Origin of the sequence: Actinomadura chokoriensis (assembly GCF_041463665.1) — a bacterium.
Taxonomy (GTDB): domain Bacteria; phylum Actinomycetota; class Actinomycetes; order Streptosporangiales; family Streptosporangiaceae; genus Spirillospora; species Spirillospora chokoriensis_A.
Window position 1 is genome coordinate 46,318 of the sequence record NZ_JAXCEJ010000027.1, and the last position, 12,302, is coordinate 58,619.

Annotated in this window: 12 protein-coding genes; 10 read left to right on the plus strand and 2 right to left on the minus strand. The window is 70.7% G+C overall.

Translation table 11 applies throughout. The annotated features are described in order from the left end of the window. The first annotated feature begins 42 nt into the window (after nucleotides 1-42). The 9 genes from SM418_RS31690 (at nucleotide 43) to SM418_RS31730 (ending at nucleotide 9,300) form a co-directional block, all read left to right on the plus strand. Nucleotides 43-390, plus strand: coding sequence for a hypothetical protein (locus SM418_RS31690; protein ID WP_371945015.1), 348 nt, complete (start codon nucleotides 43-45; stop codon nucleotides 388-390). Nucleotides 391-542: 152 nt separating this feature from the next. Next, nucleotides 543-1,940, plus strand: coding sequence for a type VII secretion integral membrane protein EccD (gene eccD / locus SM418_RS31695; RefSeq protein ID WP_371945016.1), 1,398 nt, complete (start codon nucleotides 543-545; stop codon nucleotides 1,938-1,940). 9 nt (nucleotides 1,941-1,949) lie between these two features. Further along, nucleotides 1,950-3,362 (plus strand): type VII secretion protein EccB, encoded by a 1,413-nt coding sequence (gene eccB, locus SM418_RS31700; RefSeq protein ID WP_371945018.1) that lies wholly within the window; start codon nucleotides 1,950-1,952, stop codon nucleotides 3,360-3,362. 246 nt (nucleotides 3,363-3,608) lie between these two features. Further along, complete coding sequence (locus SM418_RS31705) at nucleotides 3,609-3,929, plus strand: WXG100 family type VII secretion target (RefSeq protein WP_346044929.1); 321 nt, start codon at nucleotides 3,609-3,611, stop codon at nucleotides 3,927-3,929. Nucleotides 3,930-3,970: 41 nt separating this feature from the next. Then, nucleotides 3,971-4,258, plus strand: a complete 288-nt coding sequence (locus tag SM418_RS31710; RefSeq protein ID WP_371945021.1) for a WXG100 family type VII secretion target — start codon at nucleotides 3,971-3,973, stop codon at nucleotides 4,256-4,258. 164 nt (nucleotides 4,259-4,422) lie between these two features. Then, on the plus strand, nucleotides 4,423-4,788 hold the full coding sequence (locus tag SM418_RS31715; protein ID WP_371945022.1) for a hypothetical protein: 366 nt from the start codon (nucleotides 4,423-4,425) through the stop codon (nucleotides 4,786-4,788). A gap of 41 nt (nucleotides 4,789-4,829) precedes the next feature. Beyond that, nucleotides 4,830-6,080 carry a WXG100 family type VII secretion target gene (locus tag SM418_RS31720; protein ID WP_371945023.1) on the plus strand — a complete coding sequence of 417 codons (1,251 nt, stop codon included), beginning with the start codon at nucleotides 4,830-4,832 and terminating at the stop codon, nucleotides 6,078-6,080. A 101-nt stretch (nucleotides 6,081-6,181) separates the two neighbouring features. Then, nucleotides 6,182-7,522 carry a S8 family serine peptidase gene (locus SM418_RS31725; RefSeq protein WP_371945025.1) on the plus strand — a complete coding sequence of 447 codons (1,341 nt, stop codon included), beginning with the start codon at nucleotides 6,182-6,184 and terminating at the stop codon, nucleotides 7,520-7,522. Nucleotides 7,523-7,722: 200 nt separating this feature from the next. Continuing rightward, nucleotides 7,723-9,300 carry a MinD/ParA family ATP-binding protein gene (locus SM418_RS31730; RefSeq protein ID WP_371945027.1) on the plus strand — a complete coding sequence of 526 codons (1,578 nt, stop codon included), beginning with the start codon at nucleotides 7,723-7,725 and terminating at the stop codon, nucleotides 9,298-9,300. Between the two features lie 51 nt (nucleotides 9,301-9,351). On the opposite strand, the gene SM418_RS31735 is transcribed toward SM418_RS31730, so the two are convergent. Beyond that, on the minus strand, nucleotides 9,352-10,140 hold the full coding sequence (locus SM418_RS31735) for a hypothetical protein (RefSeq protein ID WP_371945028.1): 789 nt from the start codon (nucleotides 10,138-10,140) through the stop codon (nucleotides 9,352-9,354). Nucleotides 10,141-10,314: 174 nt separating this feature from the next. Here SM418_RS31735 and SM418_RS31740 point away from each other — a divergent pair, with 174 nt between their 5' ends. Beyond that, complete coding sequence (locus SM418_RS31740) at nucleotides 10,315-10,785, plus strand: hypothetical protein (protein WP_371945030.1); 471 nt, start codon at nucleotides 10,315-10,317, stop codon at nucleotides 10,783-10,785. A gap of 16 nt (nucleotides 10,786-10,801) precedes the next feature. Here SM418_RS31740 and SM418_RS31745 read toward each other — a convergent pair whose 3' ends face one another. Next, nucleotides 10,802-12,232 (minus strand): DUF1266 domain-containing protein, encoded by a 1,431-nt coding sequence (locus SM418_RS31745; protein ID WP_371945031.1) that lies wholly within the window; start codon nucleotides 12,230-12,232, stop codon nucleotides 10,802-10,804. Nucleotides 12,233-12,302 lie beyond the last annotated feature (70 nt).

Below are 12,302 nucleotides of genomic sequence, written 5' to 3' on the forward strand. Positions count from 1 at the left end.
GGCGTCCTGTGCGTGGCGCTAGCGGTCAGTATCGTCTACCTGATGCGCCCGCTGTGGTGGTACACGACCGGGACGCCGGCGAAGGCGAAAGTGGAGCGCTGCCACGACCCCGGCAAGGGGCCGCTCACCTGCTCGGGGACGTGGACGCTGCCGGGCGGCGCCGAGCACCGCGGCGGGATCGCCGGTGCTGGAAAGAGCGATGTGGGCGAGATCGTGGAGGTACGCGCATCCGCCTCGCATGCCGCGACCCTCACCTTGCGCCTCGCGTATGCGCCCGTCCTCTTCCTGCTCGTGGCCGCGCTGCTCGGCTACGTCACCTACCGGCAGCGATCCGGCGCGCGGAGGGGCACGCCAGGCCCGGAACCCACCGGGCAGGGCCCGACCTCTTGAGCGTTCGTCCACTCCTGTCGGATGACCGATGCTGGTACCGTCCTCGACGGTGGAACGACCCCGTAGGCGCGCGATATAACGATTATCGCGGTTATGGTTTCGCCGGTGTCCCAACGCTCCCCAGGAGCCATGCTTACAGGTGAGGAAGAACAGTGGCTTCAGTCACCGGGGCGGAGCTGTGCAGGGTCACTGTCGTGGCCCCGAAGCGCCGCATCGATATCTCGCTCCCCGCTCACGTGCCGTTCGCCCAGTTCTTCCCGGCGATCCTGCACTACTCCGGCGCGCAGATGGCCGATGCCGGTCTCGCCCACGGCGGATGGGTCCTGCAGCGGCTGGACGAGGCGCCCTTCGACGGCGGGATGACGCCCGCGCAGGCCGGGCTCCGCGACGGTGAGGTCCTCTACCTGCGGCCCGGCATGTCGCAGCTGCCCGAGCTGGCGTTCGACGACGTGGCGGACGTGGTGGCGACGGCGGTCAATGACCGGCGCGACCGCTGGCGGCCGGAGTGGACGCGGCAGTTCTCGCTGTCGGTCGGCGGCGGCGCATCGGTGGTCGCGGCCCTCGTGGTGCTGCTGGCCGGCCCGTCCTGGATCGTCCCGGCCGCGGCGTCGGGCGTCATCTGCCTGCTGTACATCGCCGCGGCGGTGTCGGTGTCGCGCGCCACGTCCGACGAGCGGGCGGGCACGGTGCTCGGCTTCGCCGCGCTGCCGCACGCTTTCCTCGCCGGCCTGCTCGCCCCCGCCCGCGACACCGCCTTCTCCGGCCTGGACGCGCTGAACGCGCTGGCGGGCTTCGGCACCCTGGTGCTGGCCACCGTGATCCTGCTCGTCGGCGTCGCGGGCGGCACGTCCGTCTTCTGGGGGATGGTCGTCGGCGGGCTGCTCGGCGCGATCGGCTCCGCCGTCGCGCTGCTGTTCGAGGACCTGTCGGCGGGCGGGATCGCGGCGGTCACGGTGGTGGTCGCGATGATGCTCACTCCGCTCACCCCCACGCTCGCGTTCCGGTTCTCCAAGGTGACGCTCCCCCCGGTCCCGCAGAGCGCCGAGGACCTGCGCCGCGACACGATCATGGTGGACGGCCAGCAGGTGCTGACCCGCACCGGCCGCGCCAACCGGTTCATCACCGGGTTCACCGCCGGGCTGGGCGTCATCGCGCTCGTCGGGCTCGTCCCGTCCGCGTTCGACGACGGCTGGCTCGGCCCGACCACCGCCGCGGTCATCTCGGTGCTGATGCTGCTGCGGTCGCGGCTGTTCCGGAGCCGGGCGCAGCGGCTGAACCTGCTGGTGCCGGGGATGCTCGGCATCGCCGCGCTGCTGGTCGGGCAGGCATGGGACGCCTCACCGGTGGCGCTGGTGGGCGGGGCGCTGCTCCCGCTCGTCGTCGTGACGGGGACCTTCGTCGGCGTCGGGCTCTGGCTGCCCGGCCACCGTCCGTCGCCGTTCTGGAGCCGCGCCGGGGACATCCTGGAGATGTTCCTGCTGATCGCGCTGATCCCGCTGGCCCTCGGAGCGTGCGGTCTGTTCGCGTACATGCGCGGGCTCGCCGGTTAGGAGCCCCGCATGCAGACTCGCAAGGACCTGCTGCAGGCCCACCGCCTGATGAGCCAGCGCGCGTCGCTCGCGCTCATCTCCGGTGAGCCCGACAACCCCGAACTGCCGATGCGGCGGATGAACATCGCCGCGTTCAGCGGCGTCATGATCGGCATCCTGTGCATGGCGGCGTTCGGCATCTACGGCATCATCCGGCCGGGCGGCGCCACGGGCCTGGAGAAGGCCGGGATGCTGATCGTGGAGAAGGAGACCGGCGCCCGCTACGTGTGGTGCGAGAACGGCAAGCTCTGCCCGGTCGGCAACTACGTCTCGGCGCGGCTGGTCGCCGGCGCCGACGCCAAGAGCCGCAAGACGGTCTCCGCGTCGTCCCTCAAGGACTTCCAGCGCGGCCCCGCCATCGGCATTCCGGGGGCGCCGAACACGCTTCCCGACCCCGGCGACCTGACGAAGGCCCCGTGGGCGGTCTGCGTCCGGACGGTCGAGGGGACCTCGCTCGGCCGCCGGTCGCTCGTCACGCTCACCGCCGGGCGCAAGGTCGGCGGCACCCCGCTGAAGGACGGCCAGGCGCTGGCCGTCCAGGCGGACGGGCAGAACTGGCTGCTGTGGCGCAATTCCCGGATGCGGCTGCCGCAGTACGCGCTGACGACGCTCGGCGCGACTTCCGTTCCGATCGCCGGAAAGTGGCTGAACTCCGTCACCCAGGGCTCGGATTTCGCGGCGCCGAAGATCCAGGGCGTCGGGCAGGCCGTCCGGGGGCCGGGCGGCGGCAACGCGCGGATCGGGCAGATCTTCAACCTGAGCACCGCGTCCGGCGCCTCCTCCTCGTTCGTCCTTCTCGCCGACGGGCTCGCGCCCATCACCCCGATCCAGCGGGACCTGCTGGTCGCCGACCCGGAGATCCGGAAGGCCTACGGTTCGGGCGGGGTCCAGGCGATCGAGGTCAACGCGGGCCAGGTCAACGCGATCGGACGGTCCGCGCAGCAGATACGGGACCAGAAGCTGGAGGGCAAGGCCCCCGAGATCGTCCCCTTCAACGGGACGAGCCCGCTGTGCGCCCTCTACAGCGACCCGAGCGGCAACGAGGACGCCACCCTGACCCTCAACGGCTCGCTGCCCGCGCCTCCGGATACGGCGAGCGCGGGCGGCGCGGACCAGCTCGTCTTCCCGCCGGGCAGCGCGGCCCTGGCCGGCCGGGTGCCGAGCCCGGGGCAGGCCGACCAGGTCAACACCTATTACCTCGTCGCCGAGGGGAAGCGGTTCCCCATCAAGGACAAGGAGACGGCGGAGAAGCTCGGCTACTCGCTGCCGGGGGACGCCTCCAAGGTGCCGGCCGGCGTACTCGACCTGATCGTGCAGGGCCCGGTCCTCGACCCGGCGGCGGTCTCCGCCACCCAGACCGCGAATGCCCAGGCAGTGAACTGATCCGCGGATGATCTCACATTCAATGAAACCAGAATGGGCGCTAATGCGTCTGTGACTGCGGAAGAACGGATGGACACCCGGCGAGGAAGATCCTATGGTGGAGGCACTCTGCGGTGCGACCCCCCGCCTTCTACGGCCACAGGGTTGAAAGCGCTGCCGAAAACGGGGGCAGTTGGTGTTGGCCCGGCGCCTCTGTTCCGGACCACCCTCGCGGGTCAGGACTATACGAGTCACTGGAGGTGACTGATGGGGCAGCAGTCTGCCGTCGACAGAGCGGCAATGAAGCAGGCCGCGGACGACATCGACGCATCCGCGAACATCATCAAGGGGCTGCAGACGCAGCTTGAGGGACACAAGCAGCAGGTCCGCTCGGCCTGGGAGGGCAACGCCTCCATGGCCTTCGAGTCGGTGTTCAACCGGTTCAACGAGGACTTCGGCAAGGTCCTTCGCGCCCTGGAGGGGATGCACCAGAGCCTCGTCCAGACGAAGATCACCTACGAGTCGAAGGAAGAGATGTCGGAGCAGGCCGTGAACAAGGTTCAGTCCCTGCTCAACGGCACGACCTGACCGAATTCTCATTAGGTGACAACGGCTGGAGAAGGAGAATCATGAGCTACACGAGAGCCAATTTCGGTGGCCTCAGCGAGGGTGAGGCCCAGTTCAGCCAGGCCGCGCGTGCCCTGATGGACGAGCTGAACGACCTGGAGGGCAAGCTCCGGACGAAGCTCAACCAGTGGGAGGGCTCCGCCCAGGAGGCCTACTGGGTCTTTCAGAAGCAGTGGGACGGCGCGGCCAAGGACATGCAGAACGTCGTGGCGCAGCTGGGCCTGGCCATCCGCGACGCGCACGACAACTACCAGCAGGCCGAGCGGAGCAACCAGGGCATCTGGGGCTGACCGGACGTCCGACGATGACTCATCCTGCAGTTCCGGGGTGAGATGGCCCTGGCCGTGCACTCGGCCAGGGCCTGCTTCGCCGCACCGGGTCCGACGGGGGAAACATGTGCCGTCCTGTGTCCCGGACAGTCGAAGAGCAAGAGGCTGACAGGAGGTAAGCGCACATGGGTCACCCGAAGAGCCTGCCCACGACCGGCGGCAAAGAGATCAAGATCAATCACGACACGCTCGACGACATCGTGAAGAAGCTTGAGAAGGATCTGCGTGACCTGAAGTCGCAGCGCTACGGCGACAAGATCGAGGACGGCACGCCGCCCGAAAGCGCGATGGGCGACTACCAGGCAGGACGCGGTCTGTACAGCACCGTCACGGCGGCGCGCGACCAGATCGGCGGCACGTATGATCAGTTCCTGACCGCGTACGCGCAGGTGATCGAGGCCATCCGGGCATCGGGCAAGAACCACAAGAAGGCCGATGACGCTTCCGAGCTGGGTGTGAAGGCGGCCGGTTCCCCGCACACCGCCATTTGATCGACCATCTGATCGAGACGCGAAGGGAGAAGTGATCACCAGTGGGCCAAGAACAGAAGATCAGAGTCGATCACATCCAGGGCGGTGACGAGGGCACCGGCGGTTTCTTCAACAAGCTGAAGGTCTGGGAAGACCATTTTGACAAGGTCAAGAAGGTCGTCGACAGTATGCACCCCGAAAAGGTGGACACTGCTGCGACGACTTATGGCAATGTCGCAAAGAGAATGGACGACTCCGTAGGCCTGCTCTACAACCAGGCGACGCGGATGGTCGAGGCCTGGGGCGGCGACGACGCCGAGAAGGCCATGGACCAGATGAACAAGGCCTACCGCCAGGCCCAGGAGATCCAGACCAAGGCCGACACGACCAGCAAGGCGCTGACGACGCACGCCAAGGCGCAGCGGAGCTGGAAGCAGGCGTACGGCAGCGGCAGCGCCATGGACAGCTGGGTCAAGGACGCGGTCAACTGGGGTGAGCGGGCGCTCGCCGCCAACCCGGCGACCGCGCCGGCCGCGATCGGCGGCCTCATCGCGAACAACTACGGTGCCGAAGACGCGATGAACAACATCAACAACGGCACCGTCGAATCCAATAACAACTTCCCCAAGGGCATCATCCAGAACATGCCCCAGACGAATCCGAACCTTTTCGACACAGACCCGCCGCCCACCAACACGGGCAAGCCCCCCGGTTCCCCCAAGATGCCAGGTGGCGGGCCGAGCGGATCCCCGAAGCCCGGCGACCTGCCGAGCAGCCCGACCGGGCCAAGCGATCTGCCCAAGAGCCCTGACAGCCCGACCGGCCCCGGCAACATGCCGGGCGGCCCCGGTTCGAATCTCCCTGGCGGTCCGAACGGACCCGACATTCCGAACGGACCGAGCGGGCCGGGCGGGTCGAATCTGCCTGGCGGGCCTGGTAGCGGCAGTGGCATCCCCGGCACGGACCTGGCCAGCCTCCCGCCGGGCGGTGGCCCGGGCGGTGGTCCCGGCCTTGGCGGCGGTGGACTTCCGGGCGGGGCTCCCGGCCTCGGCGGCGGTGGCGCCGGCGGCGGTCTCGGTGCTGGCCCGGGCGGTCTGGGCGGCGGTCTCGGTGCTGGTCCCGGCGGCTTCGGCGCGGGCGCCGGTGCGCTGGGCAAGAACGCCATGGGCGGCATGGGCGGCATGGGAATGCCCATGGGCGCCGGGGGCCGCGGAGGCGGCGACGGCGAGGAGCACGAGCGCAGCACGTGGCTGACCGAGGACGAGGACGTCTGGGGCGGCAACGACGACACCGCACCGCCGGTGATCGGCTGACGCAGAGACGTCGGGTGGTCAACGTGACAGCATCGGCAGGCCAGGAGTCACCTGGCCTGCCGATCTTCTTGTGGAACCGTGACCGTTGTTGAGGAGCGCTGATGCTGCACCGAGCTAGGAGAGTGGCCAGTACGACGTTGGCCCTGCTCGTCCTGGGCGCAGTCGCCCATCCCGGCTCGGCTGCTGCCGCGCCTCAGCCGCTGCCGCAGGAGTGGTGGTTCAAAACTTGGGGTGTGCAGAGCCACCTCTGGCCGTTGTCCACGGGTAAGGGCGTCACGGTCGCGGTGATCGACACAGGCGTCCAGGCGAGCCTGCCGGAATTGCAGGGGGCGGTTCTTCCGGGTACGAACACGGAGGACGGAAGCGGCGACGGTCGGCAAGACCTCGATCAGGTGAACTCGCCGCCCGGTCACGGCACCGGAATGGCCTCGCTGATCGCCGCTCAGGGTCGTGGAACAGGAATGGTCGGGGTCGCGCCGGACGCCAAGATCCTGCCTGTGGTGGCACAGAGCATCCCCGCCTACACCAAGGGCATCCGTTATGCGGTGGACCACGGAGCCCAGGTGATCAACCTTTCGCAGGGGCTGCCTGGGCCTTGCCAGAATGACTTGCAAGAATCCATTGCCTATGCGCTGGGCAAGGACGCGGTCATTGTCGCCAGTACGGGTAACGACGGGAACGGTGCGAATTCCAGCAACGCGCCCGCCAACTGTGATGGTGTCCTTTCTGTGGGCGCCGTCGATCTGAAGTTCAACCCGTGGGAGAAGACCCAGCGGCAGCCGTATGTGAAGGTGGCGGCTCCCGGCGTCAACACGCAACTCGTCCTGAAGGACGGGAAGCTCTATAACGGCAGTGGTACGAGCGCCGCCGCGGCGCTGGTGTCGGGGGCGGTGGCCATCATCCGGGCCAAGCATCCGGACATGAAGAACCGCGAGGTCGTGCGGCAGCTCATCGCTTCGGCGATGGACGTGCACGAGAAGGGGAAGGACGACAAGACCGGGTACGGGATCATCCGCCCCTACCGGCCGCTCGCGGGGACGGCGCCGAAGAGCAGCGCGAATCCGGTGTTCGACGAGTTCGACCGGTGGATGAAGACCCATCATCCGGAAGGCGCCAAGTCGGGCGCTCCGGCGGCGTCGAAGGAGGACGACTCCTCTTCGTCCGTCTTCATCGTGTGGGGCGCGATCGTCGTCGTCCTGCTGGGGGTGTGCGTCTTCGCGTTCTTCTTCACGCGGCGGAAGCGTGGCGGATCGCCGCCGCCTCCGATGGGACCTGGTCCCGGTTATGGCGCGCCTCCAGGGTTCGGACAGCAGCCGCCGCCGGGAGGCCAGTATCCGCCGGGTCCGCCCCAGGGCGGGCAGCCGCAGTACCAGCCGCAGCCGCCCGTGCCGCCGGGCCAGCGCCCGCCAGAGGGCGGTCCTCCCATGCCGCCGCCCCGCTAGCTGTACCTGTCCGCGGCCTGGTGATTGCGGGAGACGGGCGAGGGAGCTGCAGCGAAGGAGGTGCGGCGAGGATGCGGCCGGGTGCGCGTGGCGCAGTCGCGGCGGTCCGGCGCGTTCCGTGCGTTCCGTGCGTTCCGTGACTGTCCGGGCGACGGTCGGCTCCGGACCTCGTAGGCTGTCGTGCGACGAAAGGGGGCTGGGTGCCGGACTCTAGTTGGCAGCAGGCCGTCCTGCGCGATCTCGGCGTTTCGCAGCGGGGACTGCAGGTGCTGGAGGCGGTGACGTCCGTGACCGGGCAGCCCGCCTGGGGCGCCGAAGCGCCGCCTCTGCCGATTCCGGAGCAGCAGCCCGCAGCGGCCCCCGTCGTGATGCCGGAACCGGTTCAGGTGGCCACTCAGCCGCCGCCGGCGCCGGTTCAGGCGGCCGTCGAGCCGCCCCCGCAGCCCCCCTTCGCGCCGCAGGCGCAGCCCTCGTTCCCGCCTCAGGCGGAGTCGCCGTCGCAGGGGGGCGCCGAGATTCCGCCGCCTCCGCCTCCGCCCGCGTTCTCGCAACCGGCGCACGAGGACATCGAGCCGCCGCCACCACCGCCTCCTCCGCCCCCGATGGTCCACGAGTCCGTCCCGCAGCCGGCGGACGCACCGCCCGAGCAGCCCCAGGAGGAGCAGCCGCCACCGGTCGCGCCGCCGACGCATTTCGACTTCGACTGGGCGGCGGCGGTCAACCCCCTCATCGGGGTGGACACCGCGGACGCCCCGGCCCAGCCGGGCGCCGACCAGGGCGCCGCGAGCCCGGCCGCCACAGGGCCCGTCGACCCGCAGGCGATACCGCAATCACCGGTCCAGCCGGTGGCGCAGGGGCCTGCGGACGCGGCGGCGGCGGTCCCCGCCGAGGACTTGGTCCGCAAGAACCAGCACGGCGATCCGCTGGGCCGCCGTATGGGACGCAACGTCCGCAAGGCCGTCGGCGGCGGGTCCCGCGAGGCGCGGGAGATGGCCGCGTTCCTTGAACTGATGCGGCACCCGGTGCCGAGCACCCGGCAGATCGCGGTCGCCAGCGTGCGCGGCGGCGCGGGCAAGACGACGATGGCGGCGCTGGTCGCGACCGAGCTGGCCCGGCACCGGCAGGACCGGGTGCTCGCCGCCGACGCCGACGCCGAACTGGGCTCGCTGCCGCTGCGCCTAGGTGTCCGCACGCAGCTGTCGCTGTTCGACCTCGCCGGGCAGAACCCGCGCACGTTCGAGGAGGCGTCGCGGTACCTCGCGCGCACTCCCGAGGGTCTGTTCGTCCTGTCGTCGACGCGGGGCGGACGCATCGCGGGCGAGTTCACGCTGGAGATGTTCCAGAGCGCGCTCAACCTGGTGGCCCGCTATGTCGGCGCCACGGTCATCGACTGCGGCGCCGGGATCCTCACCGAGTTGAACCGGGGTGTCGTCGCGGCCTCGCACGGTCTCGTCCTCGTCACGCCGGGCACGGTGGACGGCGCCCTCAGCGCGCGCGGGGCGCTCGAGTGGTACGCGAACAACGACCAGCAGGACCTGCTGCGCCGGACGGTCATCGCGATGGTCTCGCACGCTCCCCAGGTGGGGGCCGACCTGCACCGGGCGCACCAGATGCTCGCCGCCTGGGGCCTGCCCGTGGTGTTCGTCCCGTACGACCGGCACCTGGCCACCGGCAGCTCGGTGGACATGTCGAAGGTCTCCGCCGCCGCACGGGCCGCGGCGACCCGCGTCGTGCACGAGGTGTTCGCGCGGGCGCTCACCGCGGGCACGGCGCGCTGAGCGCCGGAACGCCGTCGGGCCGGATGGGTCCGCGGCTTCGGGCGACGGCGGTCAGTCGGTCCAGATGAGGGTGTTGGTGATCTCCACGCCCAGTTCACCGGCGGTGGCGAAGACGCTGCCCTCCCGGCCGCCGGTGGCGGAGCCCGACGACCAGTAGGACTGCGCGTAGATCACGCGCGAGCCCTGCGTCCACGAACGCGTCCAGTAGGCGGGGTCGGGCCGGGGCTGCGGCAGGCCGCTGGCCGTGGACGGGGTGAGCAGCAGAGGCCAGCCCTTGTCGGTGGTGACCCGGCTGACGCTGCTCGCCGCCGACGGGCTGGACAGCGTCATGATCGAGACCGAGGTGATGATCTTCTTGGCCGGGTCGGCGTAGACGGCCGACTGCATCAGGCCCGTGCACGGGTACGTGCGCAGTGCCGTGCGCAGCCGGGAGTTGGCGCGGCTGGTGCACGACTGGGTGCGGGTCCCGACCCTGGTGAAGGTGTTGCCCTTCGCCGTCCGGACGGTCGCCGACAGGACCCCGGACGGGTCCCCGGGCGTCCCGCCGGTCGATCGCGTGGGGGTCGGCTCGATGGGGGAGTAGGTGGGCGTCGGCGGAGAGTAGGGCGTGTAGCTGGGGAACGCGGACGTCCTGCCGTCGTCGTCGCTGCTGACCACAAGGAACGTGCCGACCCCGACCACGGCGAGGACCACCACCACGCCGATGATCAGCAGCGGGATCAGGGCGCCGCCGCCGCCGCGCGGCGGCGGCGGGAAACCCGGGCCGCCGTAGGGGCCGGGCGGGCCCGGCGGGAAGCCCGGGCCGCCGGGCGGCGGGCCCGGCCGTTGAGGGGGATACATGATCGCTCCGTGCCGATGCTCAAGCGGGGTGGCGGAAGATCGGACCAGAGTAGCGGGCGGAACGTGGCCGTATCACGGTGAATGGTAGGTATGTCGCTCCAGGCGGGCCCGTCCCGTGGGCAGCGCGTGCGGATCTCTCATAAAGTTGCGGAGGAGAGGGGAGGCAGGTGACCGATGAGCAGTGACCTCGTGGCGCTGGTGCGGCGCAGCCCGGACGTGCACGCCGTGGCCGACGGCATGATCGCCATGGGCGAGCAGCTGGAGCTGCGCGGCGGGGAGCCGGAGCCGACCCTGCTGTACGACGCCGAGGGACGGCTGCTCGTCTCGATCGAGGACGCGGTGCAGGTCTCCGCGCAGAGCGAGATCCAGCGGCTGCTCGGCGCCGAGTTCGCCCACCGGGTCGGCGTGCCGGTGTGGTGGGTGGACGTCCGGGCGGTCGCCGACCTGCCGGACGCGATGCGGGTCGCGCGCACCTTCGCCGACTCGCTCGTGCGCTGGTGCGGCGGGACCGTCTACCCGGACGGCGCGAGCGACGCCCCGGCCCGCAGCTGGAAGGCGTCCGACCACGGCGACGACCAGGTCGGCGGCGCCCCGGCGCCCGGCGGCCTGCCCGGGGACGCCTACCAGGGCGGCGTGATCGGCTGACGCGTCCGCCCCGGGTTCACGGCCAGTCGCGCGTCAGGTCCAGGTCCCACGGGACGAGGTTCCAGGGGCTGCGCGGCTCGGTGGCGAGCTCCTCGACGAGCCGTTCGTACTGGGCCCGCGCCGACTCTTCGCCGCCGCCCGACCAGAGCGTCCGCCCCTGCAGGTAGCAGGTGGCCATGTCCCGCCAGGACGAGTACCGCCGCTGGATGTCGATCGCCAGCGGGAGCATCCGCTCCCAGCAGTACTCCTCGGTCAGCCACCCCACCATGTGGCCCCAGCGGTAGAGCATCAGGGCGCGTCCGTAGTCCCAGATGAGGAAGCGCCCCACGTTCGCGCGCAGCGCCGGGTCGGCGAGGACCTCCAGCCGGTGCAACTCCTCGCCCGCGTGGGCGCGGTCGTTGAAGAGCCGGTGCAGGAACTGGGCCAGCTCGGCGCCCTCCTCGCTGGCGTCCGCGCCGGGCTCGTCGCGCAGCAGCCCCGGGACGAGCCGCGCGTAGGAGCCGCCCTCGTCCCCGTACCGGACCCGGACGAGCTCGATGAGCCGCTCGACGAACGGCGGTTCGAGCCGGTCGCCGGCGATGAGGGCGTCGACCTCGCGCAGCAGCGTCCCGTACTCCTCCCGCGCGGCGGGAGGCCGGGCGGCGAGGCGGGCGTCCTGGTCGAAGTCGGCGCGGTGCCCGTCCTGGACGAGCCAGTTGGCCGCGGCGAGGAGCTGTTCGAGGTCGTAGGCGCCCCAGGGGTCCTGCAGCAGCTCGTGGGCGGTGCGGCGGTCGGCGGCCGTGGCGGACTCGCCGGGGGCGGCGCCGAGCCGGTCCACCCGGAACCCGTTGACGGCGCCGTAGGGGGCGCCCGCCCCGATGATCCAGCGCTGCACCGGGGTGAGGTCGCTGCCGTGCAGGAGGACGCCGGTCAGGTCGGGTTCGGCTATCAGCTCCCAGAGCCGCCGCTGGAACTCCTCGGCCTGCCGTTCCTCGCTGTCGAAGAACCCGGCGAGCTGCTTGCGCAGCGACGGGTGCCGGACGTACAGGCGCCGGAAGAACGGCCCGTTCTTCCACACCAGGTGCTCGGGGCGCAGGTCGCCGAACGGTATCCGGGTCCGCCGGTGGACGATGGCCCGCTCGTCGAACCGGAGTTCCAGGTACGACCACAGCCGGGCGAGCGGTGTGAAGCGCCACAGCAGCAGGAAGCAGGCGACCGCGCCGAGCAGCGCCGCGCCGGGTGCGAGCGCCCACCGCGCCTCGTCCTGGAGCCCGGCGATGGACAGCACGGCTCCGGCGAGAAGCAGTGCCACGCCGCCGATGCCGAGCCCGAGGAACCAGCCGGTGGTGACGACGGGGGACCCCTCGATGCGGAGCACCGCCTCGTCGCCGTCGAACTCGAACGACCCTTCGGCGAGAGTCCCCTCGACGGCCTGTTCAAGCGCGTCGAGCTGACCGGGCATCCGCATGAGCAGGACCGTACATCATCCCTTCCGGGTAGATCATCGGCGCTCTGCGTCGTATGCGGAGTATGTCTCC

Excerpts from the sequence above, each read along its gene's own strand:
- SM418_RS31740 (WP_371945030.1), top strand. The coding sequence starts at position 10,315 with ATGAGCAGTGACCTCGTGGCGCTGGTGCGGCGCAGCCCGGACGTGCAC.
- SM418_RS31690 (WP_371945015.1), top strand. The coding sequence starts at position 43 with ATGCGCCCGCTGTGGTGGTACACGACCGGGACGCCGGCGAAGGCGAAA.
- SM418_RS31715 (WP_371945022.1), top strand. The coding sequence starts at position 4,423 with ATGGGTCACCCGAAGAGCCTGCCCACGACCGGCGGCAAAGAGATCAAG.
- eccB (WP_371945018.1), top strand. The coding sequence starts at position 1,950 with ATGCAGACTCGCAAGGACCTGCTGCAGGCCCACCGCCTGATGAGCCAG.
- SM418_RS31725 (WP_371945025.1), top strand. The coding sequence starts at position 6,182 with ATGCTGCACCGAGCTAGGAGAGTGGCCAGTACGACGTTGGCCCTGCTC.
- SM418_RS31745 (WP_371945031.1), bottom strand. The coding sequence starts at position 12,232 with ATGCGGATGCCCGGTCAGCTCGACGCGCTTGAACAGGCCGTCGAGGGG.
- SM418_RS31710 (WP_371945021.1), top strand. The coding sequence starts at position 3,971 with ATGAGCTACACGAGAGCCAATTTCGGTGGCCTCAGCGAGGGTGAGGCC.
- SM418_RS31735 (WP_371945028.1), bottom strand. The coding sequence starts at position 10,140 with ATGTATCCCCCTCAACGGCCGGGCCCGCCGCCCGGCGGCCCGGGCTTC.
- SM418_RS31705 (WP_346044929.1), top strand. The coding sequence starts at position 3,609 with ATGGGGCAGCAGTCTGCCGTCGACAGAGCGGCAATGAAGCAGGCCGCG.